Origin of the sequence: Rhizobium sp. Root274, assembly GCF_001429245.1 — a bacterium.
In the GTDB taxonomy this organism is placed as follows: domain Bacteria; phylum Pseudomonadota; class Alphaproteobacteria; order Rhizobiales; family Rhizobiaceae; genus Allorhizobium.
The window spans coordinates 43,326-64,094 of record NZ_LMJE01000013.1; the positions used below are offsets into that span (position 1 = coordinate 43,326).

Consider the following 20,769-nt stretch of genomic DNA (forward strand, 5'->3'; position numbering starts at 1 on the left):
ACCATCGAGCGGCGCCCCATTGACGGTTCAATTGCCGAGGATACCGGGCAGGCGCAGGCCCTTTTCCTTGGCGCAATCAAGCGCGATGTCATAGCCCGCATCGGCATGGCGCATGACCCCGGTCGCCGGGTCGTTCCAAAGCACGCGCTCCAGCCGGCGTGCAGCATCGTCAGTACCATCGGCGCAGATGACCATGCCGGAATGCTGCGAAAAGCCCATGCCGACACCGCCGCCGTGATGCAGCGAAACCCAGGTCGCACCCGAGGCGCAGTTGAGCAGCGCGTTCAGAAGCGGCCAGTCGGAGACCGCGTCGGAGCCATCCTTCATCGCTTCCGTCTCGCGGTTCGGCGAGGCGACCGAGCCGGAATCGAGATGGTCGCGGCCGATGACGACGGGCGCCTTCAACTCCCCGCTCCGTACCATCTCGTTGAAGGCAAGGCCGAGCTTGTGACGGTCGCCGAGGCCCACCCAGCAGATGCGCGCTGGCAGGCCCTGGAAAGCGATGCGCTCGCGGGCCATGTCCAGCCAGTTGTGCAGATGTTCGTTGTCGGGCAGTAGCTCCTTCACCTTGGCATCGGTCTTGTAGATATCCTCCGGATCGCCCGAGAGTGCGGCCCAGCGGAAGGGGCCGATGCCGCGGCAAAACAGCGGACGGATATAGGCCGGCACGAAGCCGGGGAAGGCAAAGGCATTCTCGAAGCCTTCCTCCTTGGCGACCTGGCGAATGTTGTTGCCGTAGTCGAGCGTGGGAACGCCCATGTTCCAGAAGTCGACCATGGCCTGCACATGGGTCTTCATCGAGGCACGGGCGGCAACTTCCACCGCCTTCGGATCGGTTTCTTGTTTTGCCCGCCATTCGGCAACCGTCCAGCCGAGTGGCAAATAGCCGTGGATCGGGTCATGAGCCGAGGTCTGGTCGGTCACGATGTCGGGGCGGACGCCGCGGCGAACGAGTTCCGGGAAGATCTCGGCGGCATTGCCGATTAGACCAACGGATTTCGCTTCGCCCGCCTTGGTCCACTGGTCGATCAACGCAAGTGCCTCGTCCAGCGTATGCGCTTTGGCATCGACATAACGGGTGCGCAGGCGGAAATCGATGCGGGTTTCGTCGCATTCGACGGCAAGGCAGCAGGCGCCGGCCATGACGGCAGCGAGCGGCTGGGCGCCACCCATGCCGCCGAGACCACCGGTCAGTATCCACTTACCCTTGAGATTGCCGTTGTAGTGCTGACGCCCGGCCTCCGCGAAGGTCTCATAGGTACCCTGCACGATGCCCTGCGTACCGATATAGATCCACGAGCCGGCGGTCATCTGGCCATACATGGCCAGGCCCTTTTTATCCAGCTCGTTGAAATGGTCCCAGGTCGCCCAATGCGGCACAAGATTGGAATTGGCGATCAGCACGCGCGGCGCGTCCTTGTGAGTACGGAACACGCCGACCGGCTTTCCTGACTGCACGATGAGCGTCTCTTCCTCGGTGAGCGTCTTCAGCGTCTCGACGATCCGGTCAAAATCCTCCCAAGTGCGTGCGGCGCGGCCTATGCCGCCATAGACGACCAGTTCATGCGGCCGCTCAGCAACATCGGGGTCGAGATTGTTCATCAGCATGCGCAACGGCGCTTCCGTCATCCAGGTCTTGGCGGAGAGTTCGGTTCCGGTTGCGGCGCGGACGTCGCGGATATTGTGTCTTGGATTGCTCATGATCCTCGCTCCTCAGCGTCTCAGTTCGAGCGCAATGGCTTCGATTGATGTCAAAATATCCTGGAGATGGCGTCGCAGCGCCTCGGCCTTCCCGGCGTCATAGGTGAAGGGTGGTGCTTCGGTGGCCAGATGCGTGATCTGCGCCAGTTCCATCTGGATGGCGTGCACGCCGGTCTCCGGTTGCCCGTAATGCCGTGTTGTCCAGCCGCCCTTGAAGCGGCCGTTGACCACGGAGGTGAATCCCTTGGCCCGACCGGCGATCTCGGCCGCAGCGTTCTCGATGCTGGGATCGCAGGTGCGGCCCATGTCCGTGCCGATGTTGAAGTCCGGCAGAGCCCCGTCGAACAGGAAGGGGATGAGCGAGCGGATCGAATGGCAGTCGTAGAGAACCGCCACCCCATGGATAGCCTTCACGCGCTCAATTTCGGCGCTAAGCGCCGCATGATAGGGTGCGTGAAAGTCTGCCAGCCGCTCGGCAATGTCGTCGCTTGTTGGTTCTTCGCCGCTTTTCCAGATGGCAACCCCGTCAAAATCCGTCTCTGGTACGAGACCTGTGGTATTCTGCCCTGGATAGAGGCTCACGCCTTCAGGATTGCGGTTCGCATCAATCACATACCGATGGAAGGTGGCTCTGACTGTCGTCGCATGTGGCAGCAGGCCGGCATAGAGCTCATGGATATGCCAGTCTGTGTCAGCAAGCAGCTTCCCGTTGGCATTGAGACGATCCCAGACCGCGGGCGGGACATCCGTGCCAGTATGCGGGAAGGCGAGAATAACGGGGGAGGTGCCTTGCGTGATTTCGAAGACGGCCATGTCAGCCCTCCAGACCCGGCAACAACCCGGCGGACACGGCCGAAATCAGCGTCCCGTCTGCGACCAGACGGCCAGCAGCCTCAAGATCGGGCGCCATGTAGCGATCCTCCTCCAGGGTGGCGACATGGGCACGCAAGGTGGAAATAACCTTCTGTAGTTCCGGGCTTGTCGTCAGGGGGCTGCGGAATTCCACGCCTTGTGCGGCCGTCAATGCCTCGATGCCAATGATCGAGAAGAGATTGTCGTTCATCTGCAGGAGACGCCGCGCCCCATGGCAGGCCATCGAGACATGGTCTTCCTGATTGGCCGAGGTCGGTGTGGAATCGACCGAGGCCGGATGCGCCATCTGTTTGTTTTCGCTCATCAGCGCGGCGGAGGTGACTTCCGCGATCATTAGGCCGGAGTTCAGACCGGGTTTCTTTGCGAGAAAAGCTGGCAGCCCGTAGGAAAGCGCCGGATCGACCAGCAGCGCGATCCGACGTTGTGCGATGGCGCCAATTTCGCAGACGGCGATCGCGATCTGGTCGGCGGCAAAAGCAACGGGCTCGGCATGGAAGTTGCCACCCGAGACGACGCTCATATCGGAAAGCACGAGCGGATTGTCGGTGACAGCATTTGCTTCGATTTCCAGCGTGCGGCCTGCCATGCGCAACAGGTCGAGGCAAGCGCCATCGACCTGCGGCTGGCAGCGGATGCAATAGGGATCCTGCACCCGCTCGTCACCTTCCAGATGGCTTTCCCGGATAACAGAACCGGCGAGCAGACCTCGCAAGGCGGCTGCCGTATCGATCTGCCCCTTGTGGCCACGCAGCGTGTGGATGTCAGCGGTGAACGGGGCCGACGAACCCATCGCAGCATCGGTCGAGAGCGCACCGGTAATCAGTGCCGCCTGTGCTGCCCGATGGGCGCGGAAGAGGCCGGCCAGCGCCAGCGCCGTTGAGGCCTGCGTGCCGTTGATCAACGCCAGACCTTCCTTGGCCGCAAGCACGACGGGCGTGAGCCCCGCGCGCTTCAACGCCTCGGCACCGGAAAGCCGTTCGCCCTGATAAAAAGCCTCCGCCTCGCCCATCATGACGGCCGCCATATGCGCAAGCGGTGCGAGGTCCCCAGACGCGCCGACGGAGCCCTTTTCCGGAATGAGCGGGGTGACGCCCTTGTCCAGCATGCCCTCGATCAACCGCACCAGGTCCAGGCGCACACCAGAGGCGCCGCGGCCGAGCGAGATCAGCTTCAGTGCCATGATCAGGCGCACGATACTTTCTGCCAGCGGCTGACCCACGCCGCAGCAGTGCGACAGGATCAGATTGCGCTGCAGAGTTTCCGTGTCGGCCGCATCAATCTTAATCGAGGCGAGTTTGCCGAAGCCGGTATTGATGCCATAGACCGGCTCGTTGCCGGCGGCGATTTCCGCAATTCGTGCGGCCGCTTTCTCGATCCCGGCGTCGAAGGCGGGATCAAGGCGCGCATTGGCGCCGTCCCAGTAGATGGTTTCGAGTTGCTTCAGCAAAACTTCGCCAGGGCGCAGCATCTCGGTCATCGCTCTATTCTCTTTCCCTTGAAAACATGTGCGTGCAGCGGATTGAAGCCAATGCGGTAGACGAGCTCCGCAGGGCTATCGATACTCCAAATGGCGAAGTCGGCTGATTTGCCGACCTCGATAGTGCCAACCGCATTGCCCAGGCCCAGCGCATGCGCCGCCTCGCGCGTCGCACCGGCAAGGCACTCTTCCACCGTGAGATTGAATAAGGTCGCAGACATATTCATGGCGAGCAGCAGCGACGTGAGCGGCGAGGTCCCGGGATTGCTGTCGGTGGCGACCGCAATCCTAGCACCGGCCTTGCGGAGTGCGGCCACCGGCGGCTTCTTCGTTTCGCGGATCGCATAGAACGCACCCGGCAGCAGCACGGCCACTGTACCGGCAGCGGCCATGGCCTCGGCACCCTCCTCGTCGAGGTATTCGAGGTGATCCGCAGAGAGAGCGCCAAACGATGCGGCGAGTTTGGCACCGCCGAGATCAGATAACTGCTCGGCGTGAAGTTTCACTGGAAGCCCCAGGGCCTTCGCCCGGTCGAACACCCGGCGCATTTCCTCCACGGAAAAGGCAATGCTTTCGCAGAAGCCATCGACTGCATCGACGAGCCCTTCCGCATAGGCCTGCTCCAGACCCGGAAGCACGACGTCGTCTATGTAGTCGCCATTGCGCCTCCTATACTCCACCGGCGTTGCATGGGCTGCCAGATAGCTGGTCACAACGCGGACGGGGCGCTTCTTCTCCAACGCGCGAGCGGCGCGCAGCATTCGCAATTCGGCCTCTATATTCAGACCGTAGCCGGATTTGATCTCGACCGTCGTCACGCCCTCCGCCAGCAGCGTATCGAGCCGCGGCAGGGCAGTTTCCACCATCCCCTCAACGTCCAGCGCATTGGTCGCGCGGACAGAGGAAACTATACCACCACCGGCGCGCGCGACCTCTTCATAAGTCGCGCCTTCGAGCCGCATCTCGAATTCACGAGCGCGGTTTCCGCCGTAAACGAGATGTGTGTGGCAATCGATCAGGCCGGGCGTGACCCAGCGTCCACCCAAATCCTCGACTATGTCGCTCTCGGCATCAGAGGGCATGGCATTCGCTTCTCCGACCCAGACGATCCGATCATCAACAACCAGGATCGCGCCGTTTTCTACCACGCCGAGACCACCTTTAGCAGCGTCGAGCGTGGCGATGCGCGCATTCGTCCAGAGCGTCTTGCGGCTTGATCTTTCGTTCCCGGCCATTTCTCGTGACCCTTTCATTTGCTGGAAACATGTATATACATAATAGATTGATTGGCAAGACCCAATTTGCCCTGCCGGATAAACTCGACATATTGGACCCTTATGAATGGAGAGAATGGCTGTGACGACAATCCACGCGAAATCCGCGCTTTTGGCAGATGGCTGGGCCCGTAACGTCAGGCTCACGCTGGCAGATGGAAAGATCTCAGACGTCACCGTAGGCGCTGACGCACAGCCGGGCGACGATGTTCGCGACATCGCGGTGCCAGCCTTATCAAACCTTCATAGCCATGCATTCCAGCGCGCAATGGCCGGCCTTGCCGAGACGCGCGGCCCTGCCGACGACAGCTTCTGGAGTTGGCGCACGACGATGTATCAATTCGCGCTCTCAATGACGCCTGACCACGTCGAGGCGGCGGCGGCCCAGCTCTATATGGAGATGCTCGAAGCAGGATATTCCCGTGTTGGTGAGTTCCATTACCTGCACAACGACAAGGACGGCGCGCACTACGGCGACATCGCCGAAATGGCCGGCCGCATCGGCGCGGCATCCGTCGAAACCGGGATCAACCTCACCCTGCTTCCGGTGTTTTACGCCCATTCAGGATTCGGCGGCCAGGCTCCGAACGATGACCAGCGCCGCTTCATCCATTCCCTGGACAGCTATGCGCGCCTGATAGATGCCTGCACCACAATCGTCGCCTCCATTCCTCGCGCCGTGATCGGCATCGCGCCTCACAGCCTGCGCGCGGCAACTGCCAAAGAACTGCGCGAAATCATGCCGCTGGCGAAATCCGGCCCTGTGCACATCCACGTCGCCGAACAGGTGAAGGAAGTAGTGGATAGCGTCTCCTTTTCCGGCGCACGCCCTGTGGAGTGGCTGCTCGCCAACATGCCCGTCGACGGCCGCTGGTGCCTGATCCACGCGACACACATGACAAAGGACGAGACGCGTAATATGGCCCGCAGCGGTGCGATTGCCGGTCTCTGCCCTATCACCGAGGCCAATCTCGGCGACGGCGTCTTCAACGCGCCGCTGTTCCTGTCCGAGGGCGGGCGTTACGGCGTCGGGTCGGACTCCAACATCCTGATCTCCGTGCCGGAAGAGCTGCGCGTGCTTGAATACTCCCAGCGCCTGACGCTGCGCGCCCGCAACGTCATCGCTGATCCCGGCGGCTCAACCGGGCAGAAGCTGTTCGAACAGGCCCGGATTGGTGGCAACGCTGCGCTGCAATCCAACAGCGGGCTTCGCATCGGCGGCGACGCCGATATCGTCGCGCTCAATCGGTCGGCCTTGCCGCATCTTGCCGATAACAAGGTACTCGATCACTGGATTTTTGCCGGCGGTATCACCGTCGATGCGGTCTGGGCGGGTGGCAAGAAGCAGGTCGACGGCGGACGCCACATCAAGCGGGCGGCGATTGCGGCGCGCTTCCGCAAAGCCATGGCCGACCTGCAGCAGCAATAGTCGCATTATTTCCTTGGGCCGAGGCGATTGCTGGGCTACATCAGCGTAAAGGCCTGAACAGGAAACACAAAAGCGTGACGGAATCCACCGGCAGGGACCAGACCCTTCACCAGCGTATTCTGGGCGACATCGAGGGCAAGATCGTCTCCGGCGAATGGCCGCCGGGGCATAGGCTGCCATTCGAGGTCGACATTGCCACCCAATACGACTGCTCCCGCATGACCGTCAACAAGGTGATGACCCAGCTCGCAAAGGCCGGGCTCATCGAGCGGCGCAAGAGATCCGGCAGCTTCGTGACCCAGCCTCAGGCCCAGTCAGCGGTTCTCGAAATCAATGACATCGAGGCCGAGGTTCGCTCGCTCAACCTTGACTATTCCTTCGTTTTGAAGCGCCGCGATGTGCGTAAGGCGAGCACATCGGATGCACAGGCACTCGAGGTGGAACCCGGTTCGAAGGTGATGGACCTCACCTGCATTCACTACGCGGGTAAGCGGCAGTTCTGCGTGGAGGAGCGGTTGATCAATCTCGGGAACGTACCCGAGGCCGAGAAAGCCGACTTCACCGTGACTCCCCCTGGCCAATGGCTGCTCGGACAGGTGCCTTGGAGCACCGCTGAACACAGGATACGCGCGGTTGCCGCGTCGGCCGGCATGGCCGCGATGCTTGGAATTGCCAAGAGCGCGGCCTGCCTGATGATCGCACGCCGCACCTGGAGCGGCACCGGACCGATTACTCAGGTGCGCTTCACCTATCCAGGCGACACTCACGAACTTGTCGCCCGATTTACCCCTGCCTCGTAGCAAGAGCGATCAGGCCGATGTAATCGCCTTGAATGCGCCAAGAAATTGGTCGTTTTCCTCGTGAGAACCGATGCTGACGCGAATAAAGGTATCGAAACCGGGCTGCTGCCACGGCTTCACGATGACACCAAGCTTCAGTAACCCCTCCGCGACCGATGTCGCAGCAGTCCGCACATCGACAAACAGGAAGTTGCACTTCGACGGGGCCGTGCGATACCCGAGCGCGTCCAATTCCACGGCCATGCGCGCACGCTCCGAAAGCGCAAGTGCGATCGAAGCCTTCAGATGCTCTTCGTCATCCAGCGCCGCGATTGCGGAAGCCTGCGCGATGGCATTCGTGTTGAAGGGCGTACGGGCGCGATGGAGAAAATCGCAAAGCTCGCAGCTGCTCGCGATGCCGTAGCCGATACGCAGTCCGGCAAGGCCAAAAGCCTTGGAGAAAGTGCGCAACACCACCCAGTTTATCACGCTCTCGCGCAGCATGGTGACGGCGGACGGATAATCCTCACCCGCCGCATATTCGGCATAGGCCTCGTCTACGACCACCAGCGTATCCTTATCCAGCGCATTTACGACCTTGGCGAACTCAGTCGGTGTCAGCCAGGAACCGACCGGGTTCATCGGATTGGAGAACATCAGCATTCGCGGCTTGCGCTCGATTGCCGCCAGAAGCGCATCCATATCGATTGTCAGATCCGGCTTCACCGTGACACGCTCAACCTTGCCGCCCATCAGCGTGGTGTAGTCCTCGTGCAGCGGGAAGGACGGGTAAAGCGTCGTCACCACATCACCTTGGCGGACAACCGAACGGCATATTACTGCGATCAGATCTTCGGATCCGTTACCCAAGATGACCTGCCGATCGTCGACAGCGAAGCCCGTCGCCAGCCGGCGACGGAGCGCCCGCCCCTGCGGGTCAGGATAGAGGCGAGCAAGCTCACCGATATCAGGAAAGAGATTGCGCAATGTAGGAGAGGGCCCGAGCGGATTTTCATTCGAGCCGAGCTTGGCAATCGTGTCCACGGTGTATTTTGTACGCACCTCGTCGAGTGTCAGCCCTGCATTGTAAGGCGCGATGGCGCGGATTTCGTCACGGATGGGGCTTGTCGGGTCGGCCATTTTGCAGTCTCCATGAGGCGCAGCTACGATCACACCGTCATACGACCAGAAATCAGTCTCGTAAATATGTATAGACATTTTTCCATGAAGATGCTGTCATCGCATGGGACTAGGTACAGGGAGCCATCATGACCCGCCCGAATTTCGATCTTTCAGGCCGTCGGGCCCTTGTAACTGGCGCGAGCCGCGGTATCGGGCAGGCTATCGCCGCTGCACTTGCAGAAGCCGGCGCCGATGTGGCCATAACCGCACGAACTGTTGAGGCGCTTACAGAAACGCGGCCCCTTATTGAGAAAGCCGGACGCCGCTGCGTGGCACTGGCGCAAGATGTGCGCGATGTAGATGCTTGTGGCAGCGTCACGAAGGCGGCAGCGGAAGAACTTGGCGGTCTCGATATCCTCATCAATAATGCCGGCTTTGAAAACGTGCGGGCCTCTTTCGATGTCGACGAAGCTTTATGGGAATCGATCATCTCGACAAATCTTAAGGGCGCATTCTTCTGCGCCCAGGCTGCCGGACGCATCATGGCCGAGACGGGTGGCGGCGCGATCGTCAACCTTTGCTCGCTGACCTCCTATGTCGGCATTCCCACAGCCGTACCTTACGGGGCATCGAAATCCGGCCTGCTTGGCGTGACCCACGCACTAGCCACTGAATGGGCACCGCATGGAATTCGGGTTAACGCAATCGCTCCCGGCTATTTCCGAACAGCCATGACCGAGGTCTTCTACGAAAACGATGAATGGCAGTCGCGCATGCTGGACAAGATCCCGCAGCGCCGGTTCGGCAGGGAAAGCGATATCGGCGGCGTTGCCGTGTTTCTGTGCAGCGACGCAGCGGCTTACATCACTGGCCACTGCATCCCCGTTGATGGCGGCTATCTGGCCTCGATCTGAGGCCGCCAGCCCTCCGACACACGTGTGCAGAACAGTACCGTACACCCGACCTAAGCGCTTGCCTTTACCATCCTTGGCGGACAAAACTAGCACCGCGGAAAGGCTGCCTTTTTGCATTTGCACAAATATTGCTCAATCTGCGTTGCGGCGCAAAATTTACGCATACAGGTTGACGGTACCTGTAGGAATATGTATAGACAAGTCAACGCAAGCTCGAGCGGTCGCCTGCCGTCGGGATCATTGGAGGAAGCCTGCAGCGGCCTGCCGCTGATGGGCAAGACAAGGGAAATGCCATGGGCGCTGCTGCAGCCGAACTCCGACAGGCGGATCCTTCCACCAGCCAGATTGCCGTATCCGTTAGAGAGGTCGGCATGTCATTCGGCAATGTGCATGCCGTAAAGAATGCCTCCTTCGACCTTCCGAAAGGCCGCTTCCTTACTATTCTCGGCCCCTCCGGCTCGGGCAAGACGACACTGCTGCGCATGATCGCCGGTTTCGATCGCCCGACCAGCGGTGAGATCTTCATCAGCAGCCGGCCGGTCAGTGCCGTGCCGCCGCACCAGCGCGCCATCGGCATGGTGTTCCAGAAACTCGCGCTCTTCCCCCACATGACGGCCGCCGAGAACGTAGCCTTTCCGCTGAAGATGCGCCGCCATGACGCGCGCAGCATTCCGGAAAAAGTCGAGCGTTACCTCGATCTTGTCCGCCTCGGCGGCTACGGAAATCGTCGCATCAACGAGCTTTCAGGCGGCCAGCAGCAGCGCGTCGCAATTGCCCGCGCCCTCGTATTCGAACCCGATCTTCTGCTCCTTGACGAGCCGCTCGCTGCGCTTGACCGCAAGCTGCGCGAAGAGATGCAGCTTGAGTTCCGTCGCATCCAGAAGGAACTCGGCGTCACCACCATCAATGTTACTCATGATCAACGAGAAGCTCTCGTCGTGTCTGACGAGGTGATCGTGATGAACGGCGGCGAGATTCAGCAGAAGGCACGACCGGTGGACGCTTATCGCACACCGTCAAATGCTTTCGTCGCCAACTTTATTGGCGTCACGAATTTTATCGAAGGCAAGGTTGTCGACATTGCCTCGCCGAATGTCACGATCGAGGCCGAAGGCGAGCGGCTCGTCGGGATCGTGTCCGACGACATGCTCGCCCTCGGCTCGGCCTGCGCCGGCGCCATACGCGCGGAACAAATCCGCATCGCGCCGAAGGACGGCAGTCTCACGGGTCTTTCGACCGTGGTCGAAGGCAAGGTTGAAGACTGCATCTTCGAAGGCGAACGGGTGGTTTACGAAATCCGGCTTCAGACCTTGGGCGGCGCGATGATGCGTGTGTTCGACCATGATCCTGAAGCACACTTGCAGTTCGGCCCGGGCGATGACGTTCGTCTCGGCTGGAATGCACGGGATATGCATGTCTTTAAAAAATGACCCTCAGAAGGTCGAGCCAGAGGAGAATGTGTAATGTCGCATGATAAATTCCTGACATCCGAGCTTCGCCGCCGTACGCTGTTGGCATCGTTTGCCGCAGTCGGCGCCTCCGCCGGGCTGTCGACGCTTGGCGTGAGACGCGCTTTTGCTCAGGAACCGGAAAAGCCGGCAGAAATCATTGTCCGCGCCTGGGGCGGTAGCTGGGTCGACGCGCTGAAGGCCGGCGTTTCCGACAGTTTCACCAAGGCAACTGGTATCGCGGTTCGCCATGATCTGACAGAAGACAACGAAATCCAGCCCAAGGTCTGGGCCGCCGTCGCGCAGAAGCGCGTTCCGCCGATCCACATCAACTGGGACACCACCACCAACGCCACGAAGTCGGCACTGCGCGGTGTGACCGAAGACCTCTCGGACCTACCGAACCTCAAGAATGCCACCGACCTCGCAAAGCCGGTCGGCCTCGACGGCTATCCGATCGTCAACACCTACGGCTATGTCTATGTTTTGGCCTATCGCCCGACGGCATTCCCGAACGGCGCACCGAAGTCCTGGAAAGACCTTCTCGACCCGAAGCTGAAGGGTCGCATTGCGCTCTACAATGACGGCATTGGCTTCCACTTCCCGGCACAGGTTGCAGGTGGCGGCAAGCTGGAGGACATCCCCGGCAACATGCAGCCGGCTTGGGACTTCATCTCGAAGATCAAGGAACAGCAACCGCTGCTCGGTGAAGATCCGGACTTCACAACCTGGTTCCAGAAGGGCGAAATCGACGCCGCTTGCACCATTTCAACCAACGCCCGCGAAGCCAAGAAGAACGGCATCGATATCGCCTGGGTGGTTCCGGAAGAAGGCGCCAAGTTCGATACTGACGGGCTCTGGATTCCGAAGGGTCTGCCGGAAAACGAACTCTACTGGGCAAAGCAGTACATCAACCATGCACTGACCAAGGATGCCCAGCAGATTTGGCTCGACGGTCTCGGCCTTCCCGGCGTCATCCCGGGCGTAACTCCGCCGGCAGACCTCGTGGGCGATCCGTCCTACCCGACCACGGAGGAAGAATTCAAACACCTGATCCGCATCTCTTCCAAAATCCAGGTCGAGAACGAGAGCCAGTGGTTCGCCAAGTTCAAGGAAATCATGCAGGGCTAAGGCCCTGTCTCGCCCGCCGCACCCCCTCTCGCGGCGGGCAGCACTGTTCGTGACTCAGAATTTACGCGGTCCCCTTGGCAAACGAGCTTCGTGACTTTGCGGGAACCGCCCGAGGATCAGTATCATGCGCGCTTCCCGTGTCGCATATCCCCTGACGTGGCGCGTCATGGATATGCTCGAACGCCTCGCGGCCACTTTGTGGCCATCCAGCTTCCAGAAGGGCCTGCCATATCTGATGCTGCTGCCGGCAATCGTTCTCGTCGGCCTTCTGGTTCTTGGCCTCATCCAGATCGGCGATGTGAGCCTGAGGACACTGGATACCAATACCTTCCTGATGTCTGAGAACTACACGCTGGCTAATTATCAGCGAGCCCTGACCGAGAATTTCTTCGCGACGGTCGCCGGGCGAAGCCTCATGGGCTCGGTGATCGTGACGGTGATTACCCTCATCTTCGCCTTCCCCTATGCTTATCTGATGGTGCGCACGCCCTCTTCCGCACTGCGCAAGTTCCTGCTGGTGGCGCTGTTCCTGCCATTCTTCATCGGCCAGGTGGTGCGCGCCTATGGCTGGCTCATCATCCTCGGCAACCAGGGAATGGTGAACGAAGCGCTTGGCTTAGTTGGCGTCCCGCCGATGCGGCTGCTCTATAACTACCCGGCTGTTCTGTTCGGGCTAGTGCAATACATGCTGCCCTTTGCCGTACTCATGCTTGCGCCTGCGCTGACTGCCATTCCAAGCGAGCTTGAGGCCGCCGCCGCTTCGCTCGGCGCAGGCTGGGTTCGCACATTCCGACATGTCGTCCTGCCGCTCTCGCGCCCAGGCCTGGTCGGCGCTGGGCTCGTCGTTATCACTCTTTCCATGACCGATTTCGCCATCCCTGCCATTCTGGGTGGCGGCACGCAAGACTTCATAGCGAACGCCATTTACGACCAGTTCTTCCGCACCTCCGACCAGGGTCTAGGTGCGACACTATCGCTGCTGCTCGTCGCTGTCGGCTCCATCCTCGTCGGCGTGGTGTTCATGCTGTTCGGGGCCGGCACGCTTGCCATCGGAGGTGATCGCAAATGACCGGTAGCCGCAGCAAATCAATCGTTATTTGGACCTTCGTCGCGACCGCCCTTCTGATGCTCTCGGCACCGACGATCGTGGTTCTTGGCGCCTCGTTCACCTCGGGTAACATCATTACCTTCCCACCGGATGGTTTCTCGCTGCAATGGTACAGCAAGATCGCCCAGGCCACCGACCTTAGGCAGGCCTTCGTACGCTCGCTGATCGTGGCCACGATCTGCACGCTGGTGTCTATTCCCGTCGGCACGCTGGCCGGCATCGCGCTCGCCAAGTACCGTGTTCGCTTTGCCCGTTCCATCCAGATCTACCTGCTGCTGCCTTTCACGATCCCTCTCATCGGTTCTGGCATCGGCATGATGCTCGTGTTCGGCCAGATGGGCGTAATCGGCAATCTCTGGCCGGTTGGCATCGCCTGCTCAGTCATCAACCTGCCCTTCATGATCTGGGCAGTGACAGCGAGCGCCAGCAATCTTTCGCCCGACCTGGAACTGGCAGCTGCCAATTGCGGTGCTCCGCCGCTGCAGCGCTTTCTCTACATCACGTTGCCGGCCGTGCTGCCGGGTGTGATCACCGGTTCGCTTCTGATGTTCATTCTCGCGCTCAACGAGTTCCTGGTCAGCCTGCTGCTTGTCGATGCGCGAAGCGTCACGCTGCCTGTGCAGATCTACAACTCCATCCGCTCGATCATTACGCCGGATCTGGCTGCCATTTCCGTGGTTTTCATCGCCTGCGCCGGCATCGCAATCGCGCTGCTCGACCGCCTCGTCGGTCTGGACATCTTCCTCAAATCGAAATGACCCATGGCTTTTGGCCGGGCATCAAGGACAAGACGATGACATCAGTGTCTTTCTACGAATACTCCAAGCTCAGCGACGAAGAGAAGGCCGCCCTGCTACGCCGCTCGGAAAGCGACATCTCCAGCTTCATGGAGAAGGTCGCGCCGATCCTGGAGGCTGTGCGCACCGAGGGCGACAGGGCGCTCGCCCGCTTTGGCCGCGAACTCGACAAGGCAGATGTGACGGAAGCGAACCTGAAGGTGACCGAGGCCGAATTCGACACGGCTTTTAAGCTGGTCGATGCAAGCGTGATCGAATCCATCCAGTTCGGCATCGACAATATTCGCCACTTCCATGAAGAGCAGAAGCCCGAGGCAATGTGGCTGAAGGAAATCCGTCCCGGCGCTTTCGCCGGCGACCGCTTCACGCCGATCCAGTCCGTCGCGCTTTACGTACCACGCGGGAAGGGCTCCTTCCCTTCCGTCACGATGATGACCTCTGTCCCTGCCGTTGTCGCCGGCGTCCCGAATCTCGCGATCGTCACGCCGCCCGCACCCGATGGCACCGTCGATGCCGCAACGCTCGTTGCTGCGCGTCTCGCAGGCGTTGAGACCGTCTACAAGGTCGGTGGCGCGCAGGCTGTGGCAGCTGTCGCCTACGGTACCGAGACCGTAAAGCCGGCGCTCAAGATCGTCGGCCCCGGCAGCCCATGGGTTGTCGCCGCAAAGCGCTCGCTAGCAGGCGTCATCGATACAGGGCTTCCCGCCGGCCCCTCCGAAGTAATGATCCTCGCCGATGACACCGTGCATGGGGGTCTTGCAGCACTCGATCTTCTCATCGAAGCCGAACATGGACCGGACTCCTCCGCTTACCTCGTCACCCACAGCCGCCGTGTCGTCGAGGAAGCGATTGCCGCCCTCCCCGAACATTGGGCCAGGATGACCGAGCAGCGCGTCGGGTTCTCAAAGACTGTGCTGACCGGCAAGACCGGCGGCATCGTGCTAACCTCCTCGATCCAGGAGAGCTACGACTTCGTCAATGCCTATGCTCCGGAACACCTCGAACTTCTGTCGGAAGAGCCATTCGTCCACCTCGGTCACATTACCGAAGCTTCGGAAATCCTGATGGGCACCCATACGCCGGTCAGCATTGCCAATTTCTCACTCGGCCCGAACGCCGTTCTACCGACGAGCCGCTGGGCACGCACCTATGGCCCGCTGTCCGTCACCGACTTCGTAAAGCGCAGCTCGATCGGCTACGTGACACCGCCCGCTTATCCGGAATTTGCCAAGCATTCGCACAATCTGGCGATCTACGAGGGCTTCTCCTCGCATGCGCTGGCCGTATCGCAGGTCCGCGACGCCTACCTGAAGAAGGGTGTCTAAGCCATGAAGGCTGTGCGGCTTTATGATGCGAAGGATCTGCGCGTGGAGGAGATGGCCAAGCCATCGGCTCCGCCCGCCGGCTTCGTTAATCTTGAGGTCAGGGCTGCAGGCATCTGCGGCTCGGACCTTCATAACTACCGCACGGGCCAGTGGATATCCCGCCGTCCTTCCACAGCCGGCCATGAGTTCTGCGGCCGTGTGACCGCGATCGGCGATGGCGTCAGCCATCTTGCCATAGGCGATCTTGTTTCCTCCGACTCCCGGATGTGGTGCGGCACTTGCCCCGCCTGCACGAGCGGCCGGAGCAATATATGCGAAAGCCTCAGCTTTGTGGGCGAAGGTTGCGACGGCGGCTTTGCCGACGAAGCACAGGTGCCGGCCAAACTCCTCGTTCGTCACGATCCGCAGCTTTCGCCGCATATAGCAGCCATGGCCGAGCCACTCGCCGTGGCGCTGCATGCCATTCGCAGGCTTGCAGTTCCGAAGGGCGAGCCGGTATTGGTCATCGGATGCGGCACCATCGGCGGGCTGTGTGCACTTGTTCTTTCCCGTCTGCACGATGGCCAGCTGCTGCTTTCGGACCTCAACGCTGACAGAGCCGCAACGGTGGCAGACGTCACGGGTGGCAAGGTCACATCACTCGACAAGGGCGAGATCGAGGCCGCGCTTTCGAGCGACCGTCTTCGACATGCTTTGGACGCCACCGGCAGCATCCAGGCGATCGCGCGCGCAATCGACCTGCTCTCCGGCGGCGGCGGTCTGGCTCTCGTCGGCATCAGCCATGGCAAGCTTGATTTCGATCCCAACATCCTCGTCGAACGCGAGATCTCGCTGATAGGCTGCCACGCTTTTTCGAACGAACTGCCGGAAGCCGTGGCATTGCTGAGCGATCTCGCGCCGGCCCTGAAGCGCTTCATTGAGGTACTGCCTTCGCTCGATGACGTGCCCGCCGCCTATGACCGCCTTTTGCGGGGCGAGAGCAAGACGCTGAAAACAATCATCGACGTGGCGCAATGATCCGCCACGTCACTTCCATCGATTGCCGGCACAAAACGCGGAGACAGTGGCCATGACTGCACTTTCAGATTCTGCCTCGCCGCTATACGAGAAAGTCAAGGACTTCGTCCTCGGCAACATCGGCACTGGAAAATGGGCTCGCAACAGTCGCCTTCCTTCGGAGAACGAACTCGTCGCCGCTCTCGGCGTTTCGCGCATGACCGTGCATCGCGCGCTGCGCGAGCTTACCTCGGAGGGACACCTGCGCCGCATTCAGGGAGTGGGAACCTTCGTCGCACCACCCAAGCCCCAATCAACGCTTATCGAGATCAGCAACATCATCACGGAGATCAAGGCACGCGGCAGCCGTCACCGGGCCGAAGTGGTGGTTCTGGAACGCATCATGCGGCCTGAGCCCGAACTGTTGCTCGCATTCGAGTTCGACACGACAAAGCCGGTGGACCATTCGATCGTGATCCATTTCGAGAACGAACTGCCGGTCCAGCTTGAGGAACGCTATGTCAATCCGAGCTTGGTCTCGGGCTATATCGAACAGAATTTTACCGGCACCGCGACCTACGACTATCTGCAGAACGCGACACCGCTGACCGAAGTGGAGCACCTTATCAGTGCCCTGCCAGCCGGCGAAGTTCATGCCCGTCTTCTGCAAATCCGTACCGGCGACTGCTGCCTCGTCCTGCATCGCAAGACCTGGACAGGCCCGGTTGTCGCCACCGTCAACACGCTGACCTATGTCGGCAATCGCTATTCTCTCGGCAGTCGCTATCTGCAGGGCAGCAAGTGAACACCCATCCGGAACGAATGCCATGCCCCAGCCCACCAGCCGCACCGCGGAAATACGGAAGATCGCCAAGTCGGGAGACGGACAGGCCGAGCGTATGCTCGCTGATCTGCTGCGCGACCTCTTCAAGATCGAGCCGCGCAACGTGGCCATCAACCACGATCAGTACAGCCTCAACTCGCTGAATGGTTTCTTCGATACGGATGATGACCAGTTCTTCTTCAAATTCCACCAGGAGGAAGGCGAAGAGGCGATGAGTGGTGAGTACTACCGCGCAGACATCCTTGCCCGCGCCGGCTTGCCAGTGGATCAGCCACTGCTGATCTCTGTGCTGCCCGGCGAACAGATTCTTGTCTATCGCCGTCGCACAGATCCCCGTTTCTCGGACGTTCTTCGTGCTCTAGATCTCAAGGACGATCCCCCGGCACGTGCAAAGGCGGTGGAAGCCGAACGTCAAATGAGCGAAGCTGTGCTTGAGGTTTACCGAGAGACGCTGCACGCTGTAACGCCGCAGAACGTTGCCGCAGAACCCATTCACAGGCTGTTCTACGAGCGCCTGATCGATCCCCCGACCGGCTCCTATCCCGGTGGACGAATGGCAAGCTTCTATGTCGGCAAGGAATTTGCGTTTCCAGGTGTGACGCTGGACTGGCAGGCTCTCTCACGCCTGCCTTTCGAGATAAATGGTGTTAAATACCGTGACAGCCTGGGTGTGCTCTTCAATGAAGCGCATGAAAGGCTGAACCCGGTTCGTCTGGCCGACGCAGGTGGCGTGGTCGCCCATGGCGATGCGCACAACGCCAACGTCTGGTACGAGGACCACGGTGACACGGCCCACCTCTCCTTCTTCGACCCGGCCTTCGCAGGCGAGCACATCCCAACGCTGCTTGCTGAGGTAAAAACCACCTTTCACAACATTCTCGCGCATCCTTTCTGGCTCTACGACCCGGCGCTTGCTTCGGAACATTATACGGCAGCCGCAATACTCGACGGCGATTTGCTGCGCGTGACCACCAGCTACGAGGTGAGCCCGGTGCGGCGCGATCTGCTGAGTGTGAAGGCAGAGGCCATGTGGAAGCCGCTGCTCACGGATCTCAAGGCACGCGACATGCTGCCGGAGGATTGGCGACGTGTGGTCCGGCTCGGCCTGTTCCTTTGCCCGACGCTGGTGATGAACCTGCGCGCCGGCGCTACCAGCCACAATCCCGTGTCTTCGCTTGTCGGGCTTTCCAGTGCGATCATGGCCGGCAGCGAGCCGGTGGCGGGACAGGACATGCTGTCCCGCTTTTTCGATGTGATCGATCCCGACAGAGGCTGACATGACCCTTGTCAATGTAGAGGACTACCGCGAACGCGCTCGGCGTCGCCTGCCAAAGATTTTCTTCGACTACATCGATGGCGGTTCGTTCGACGAGGACACGATGCACGCCAATCGCACCGATTTCGGAAACTTCGCGCTCAAGCAGAACCTGCTTGTCGAGCCCAAGCCTCAGGATCTTTCGACAATCTATCTCGGTGCACGCCATCCCCTGCCCTTCATGCTGGGGCCGGTCGGATTTCTCGGCCTCTATTCCGGCAATGGCGAATTGAAGGCGGTCCGCGCAGCGCATGCTGCGGGCATTCCTTTCTGCCTCTCCACCTTTTCCATCGCTTCCCTTTCTGATCTGCGCGCAGAGACGAAAGGGCCACTGCATTTTCAACTTTATGTGCTGGAGGACCGCACACTCTGCGAGGAGCTTCTTCAATCGGCGGAGCGTGCCGGTGTCGATACGCTGTTCGTAACCGTTGATACGGCCATCACCGGCATTCGAGAACGAGACATGCGCAACGGGTTCCGGTCGCTGACGCGGATTACACCCAGCCTCTTCGCACGTTTTGCGCTTCGGCCCCGTTGGCTGGCCGATATCGCCCTGAACGGCATGCCGTCGGTTCGGGCGATCGAACACCGGCCGGAATTTGGACGCGGCGCTTTGGAGCAGGCAGCGAACCTTTCGCGCGCCATCGACAAGACGCTGACTTGGAAAGACATCGCCTGGCTGCGCAACCGCTGGACCGGCAAGCTGGTTGTCAAAGGCATTCTCGCACCCGAGGATGCGGCGATGGCCCGCGTACTCGAATGCGACGGTGTCGTCATCTCAAACCATGGTGGGCGCCAGCTGGACGGCGCATCTAGCACAATCCGCGCCCTTACCGGCATTCGCGCGGCCGTCGGTCCGGATTTCTGCCTGATGCTAGATGGTGGCATCCGTCGCGGCACGGACATCATCAAGGCGATCGGCCTCGGTGCCGATGGCGTAATGCTCGGCCGCGCTTATGCCTATGGCCTTTCCGCAGCGGGAGAGCAGGGCGTCGCGGGTGTGATTGCGCTTCTTGAACGGGAGATATCGATAACCCTCGCCCTCATGGGTGTTGCTTCCATTGACGAGCTAAAAGCGCGTGGCCGCGACGTTGTGACCGTTGCGAGCAATTTGTGGGTTGCACAGGCTTTAGCCCTTTGAGTTGCAGCTTGATGCGGTCATTTTTGCGACTGTCCAGCATGCGGCTCCAGACGGGCATCTGATACTGCCACCTTGATCGGAATGCAGCATTGGCCTGCCTTGGTCGTCGAGCGTTGCCAGAGCCGTTTCGAGCATGGTCTTAACAAGCTTGAAGATCGGCCGCCTCGCAGTCTCGAACGCGATGATCTCGCCGTTATGCAGGTCCATGACCGGCGAGAGGTAGAGTTTTTCGTTGGCGAGGCCGAACTCAGTGACGTCTGTGACCCATTTCTAATGCATGTACTCGGCGTTATCCAAATTGCAGGTTAAGTCACGATCTAGCGAGTGCCTCAAGATCCTGAATGTCCTGCATCATAATCGATGAGGGCGATCGCGAGCAGAGGGACCTTACTCTGCCAGGGAGCGAAGGCGGCTTTCTATCAGTAAGCCGCTCACACAGGATCGGATGTGCGACCAAAACAATATTGATCCGCTTGAGATCGCGCAGGATGTCCAGATGCAGCGAACTCGTCTGAAGGCTTTCCAACCTCCCGTCACGCAGTCGTTCGATGTGACGCTCGGAGGATTCCTTTTCCATGCGACGCACCTCCGCCTTCACTTCCATCATCTGGCGGGCAAGAGGGAAGTCACGCGTAACGAAAATGGTCTGCGCGATGCGTAATTTGCCTGCCCTGAGACCCGACTTCCTTGCAATTTTCGGGAGAGTCTTGGGTTTTCTACTCTGGGACCAAACTTTAGATCGCCGGGAATTAGAGTTTTCCGGCTCTGATCACGATGGCTGGCTGGCTGGTTGCGCCACCGGGATTATGCAGGGCGATTGGGACGTTATATCCGATTGCCGAGTGAGGACGCTCCTCGTTGTAGTACCTGCGCCAAGTCTCCAACTTTTCTCGGGAATCCGCAAGGGTCAGGAACCAGTGGGCGTTCAGGCATTCGGACCTGAGCTTGCTGTCGAACGCCTCGAGGAAGCCGTTGTCGGTTGGGTTGCCGGGCCGCGAGAAGTCCAGGGTGACGTTGTTGGCATAGGCCCAGAGGTCGAGATCACGGGAGATGAACTCACTGCCATTGTCCACCCTGATCGTCTTGGGATAGCCG

At 60.3% G+C, this 20,769-nt stretch carries 18 protein-coding genes and 2 pseudogenes; 12 read left to right on the forward strand and 8 right to left on the reverse strand.

What is annotated here, in order from left to right; all coding sequences use genetic code 11:
- Positions 1-27 precede the first annotated feature (27 nt).
- From hutU to hutI, 4 genes are read right to left on the reverse strand one after another with little or no spacing between them, the layout of a single operon-like run.
- A complete protein-coding gene (gene hutU / locus ASE36_RS21840) occupies positions 28-1,701 on the reverse strand; it encodes a urocanate hydratase (RefSeq protein ID WP_062285188.1) in 1,674 nt (557 codons plus the stop codon).
- 12 nt (positions 1,702-1,713) lie between these two features.
- Entirely contained in the window at positions 1,714-2,514 is an 801-nt protein-coding gene (gene hutG / locus ASE36_RS21845; protein ID WP_062285190.1) for an N-formylglutamate deformylase, read from the reverse strand.
- A 1-nt stretch (position 2,515) separates the two neighbouring features.
- Positions 2,516-4,051 carry a histidine ammonia-lyase gene (gene hutH / locus ASE36_RS21850; protein ID WP_062285192.1) on the reverse strand — a complete coding sequence of 512 codons (1,536 nt, stop codon included), beginning with the start codon at positions 4,049-4,051 and terminating at the stop codon, positions 2,516-2,518.
- On the reverse strand, positions 4,048-5,286 hold the full coding sequence (gene hutI / locus ASE36_RS21855) for an imidazolonepropionase (RefSeq protein WP_062285194.1): 1,239 nt from the start codon (positions 5,284-5,286) through the stop codon (positions 4,048-4,050). The genes hutH and hutI overlap by 4 nt, the downstream gene beginning before the upstream one ends.
- 121 nt (positions 5,287-5,407) lie before the next feature.
- On the opposite strand from hutI, the gene ASE36_RS21860 reads away from it, so the two are divergent.
- Entirely contained in the window at positions 5,408-6,754 is a 1,347-nt protein-coding gene (locus tag ASE36_RS21860; protein ID WP_062285229.1) for a formimidoylglutamate deiminase, read from the forward strand.
- A gap of 74 nt (positions 6,755-6,828) precedes the next feature.
- Entirely contained in the window at positions 6,829-7,554 is a 726-nt protein-coding gene (gene hutC / locus ASE36_RS21865; protein ID WP_062285196.1) for a histidine utilization repressor, read from the forward strand.
- Positions 7,555-7,563: 9 nt separating this feature from the next.
- Here hutC (ASE36_RS21865) and ASE36_RS21870 read toward each other — a convergent pair whose 3' ends face one another.
- The gene (locus tag ASE36_RS21870) at positions 7,564-8,673 is read right to left on the reverse strand and encodes a histidinol-phosphate transaminase (RefSeq protein ID WP_062285198.1); all 1,110 of its coding nucleotides are present in this window, start codon (positions 8,671-8,673) and stop codon (positions 7,564-7,566) included.
- Between the two features lie 128 nt (positions 8,674-8,801).
- Here ASE36_RS21870 and ASE36_RS21875 point away from each other — a divergent pair, with 128 nt between their 5' ends.
- From ASE36_RS21875 to ASE36_RS21920, 10 genes are all read left to right on the forward strand, one after another.
- A complete protein-coding gene (locus ASE36_RS21875; RefSeq protein WP_062285201.1) occupies positions 8,802-9,569 on the forward strand; it encodes an SDR family NAD(P)-dependent oxidoreductase in 768 nt (255 codons plus the stop codon).
- 293 nt (positions 9,570-9,862) lie between these two features.
- A complete protein-coding gene (locus tag ASE36_RS21880; protein ID WP_062285203.1) occupies positions 9,863-10,999 on the forward strand; it encodes an ABC transporter ATP-binding protein in 1,137 nt (378 codons plus the stop codon).
- A gap of 33 nt (positions 11,000-11,032) precedes the next feature.
- Entirely contained in the window at positions 11,033-12,148 is a 1,116-nt protein-coding gene (locus ASE36_RS21885; protein ID WP_062285206.1) for an ABC transporter substrate-binding protein, read from the forward strand.
- A gap of 124 nt (positions 12,149-12,272) precedes the next feature.
- On the forward strand, positions 12,273-13,217 hold the full coding sequence (locus ASE36_RS21890) for an ABC transporter permease (protein WP_062285208.1): 945 nt from the start codon (positions 12,273-12,275) through the stop codon (positions 13,215-13,217).
- Positions 13,214-14,014 (forward strand): ABC transporter permease, encoded by an 801-nt coding sequence (locus ASE36_RS21895; RefSeq protein WP_062285210.1) that lies wholly within the window; start codon positions 13,214-13,216, stop codon positions 14,012-14,014. The genes ASE36_RS21890 and ASE36_RS21895 overlap by 4 nt, the downstream gene beginning before the upstream one ends.
- Before the next feature lie 35 nt (positions 14,015-14,049).
- The gene (gene hisD, locus ASE36_RS21900; RefSeq protein WP_062285230.1) at positions 14,050-15,378 is read left to right on the forward strand and encodes a histidinol dehydrogenase; all 1,329 of its coding nucleotides are present in this window, start codon (positions 14,050-14,052) and stop codon (positions 15,376-15,378) included.
- 3 nt (positions 15,379-15,381) lie between these two features.
- Positions 15,382-16,395 carry a zinc-dependent alcohol dehydrogenase gene (locus tag ASE36_RS21905; RefSeq protein ID WP_062285213.1) on the forward strand — a complete coding sequence of 338 codons (1,014 nt, stop codon included), beginning with the start codon at positions 15,382-15,384 and terminating at the stop codon, positions 16,393-16,395.
- A gap of 52 nt (positions 16,396-16,447) precedes the next feature.
- On the forward strand, positions 16,448-17,179 hold the full coding sequence (hutC, locus tag ASE36_RS21910) for a histidine utilization repressor (protein ID WP_062285215.1): 732 nt from the start codon (positions 16,448-16,450) through the stop codon (positions 17,177-17,179).
- 22 nt (positions 17,180-17,201) lie between these two features.
- The gene (locus ASE36_RS21915; protein WP_062285217.1) at positions 17,202-18,494 is read left to right on the forward strand and encodes a hypothetical protein; all 1,293 of its coding nucleotides are present in this window, start codon (positions 17,202-17,204) and stop codon (positions 18,492-18,494) included.
- Position 18,495: 1 nt separating this feature from the next.
- Entirely contained in the window at positions 18,496-19,674 is a 1,179-nt protein-coding gene (locus ASE36_RS21920; protein WP_062285220.1) for an alpha-hydroxy acid oxidase, read from the forward strand.
- A gap of 25 nt (positions 19,675-19,699) precedes the next feature.
- Here the strand turns inward: ASE36_RS21920 and ASE36_RS22745 are convergent.
- The 3 genes and pseudogenes from ASE36_RS22745 to ASE36_RS23130 form a co-directional block, all read right to left on the reverse strand.
- Positions 19,700-19,944 (reverse strand): annotated as a pseudogene (locus tag ASE36_RS22745) (DDE-type integrase/transposase/recombinase); the annotation flags it as partial.
- A gap of 117 nt (positions 19,945-20,061) precedes the next feature.
- Positions 20,062-20,335, reverse strand: a pseudogene (locus ASE36_RS22420) (PhoU domain-containing protein); the annotation flags it as partial.
- Between the two features lie 88 nt (positions 20,336-20,423).
- Positions 20,424-20,769, reverse strand: a 346-nt coding sequence (locus ASE36_RS23130) for an integrase core domain-containing protein (protein WP_244474835.1), incomplete at its 5' end; no start/stop codon positions are given.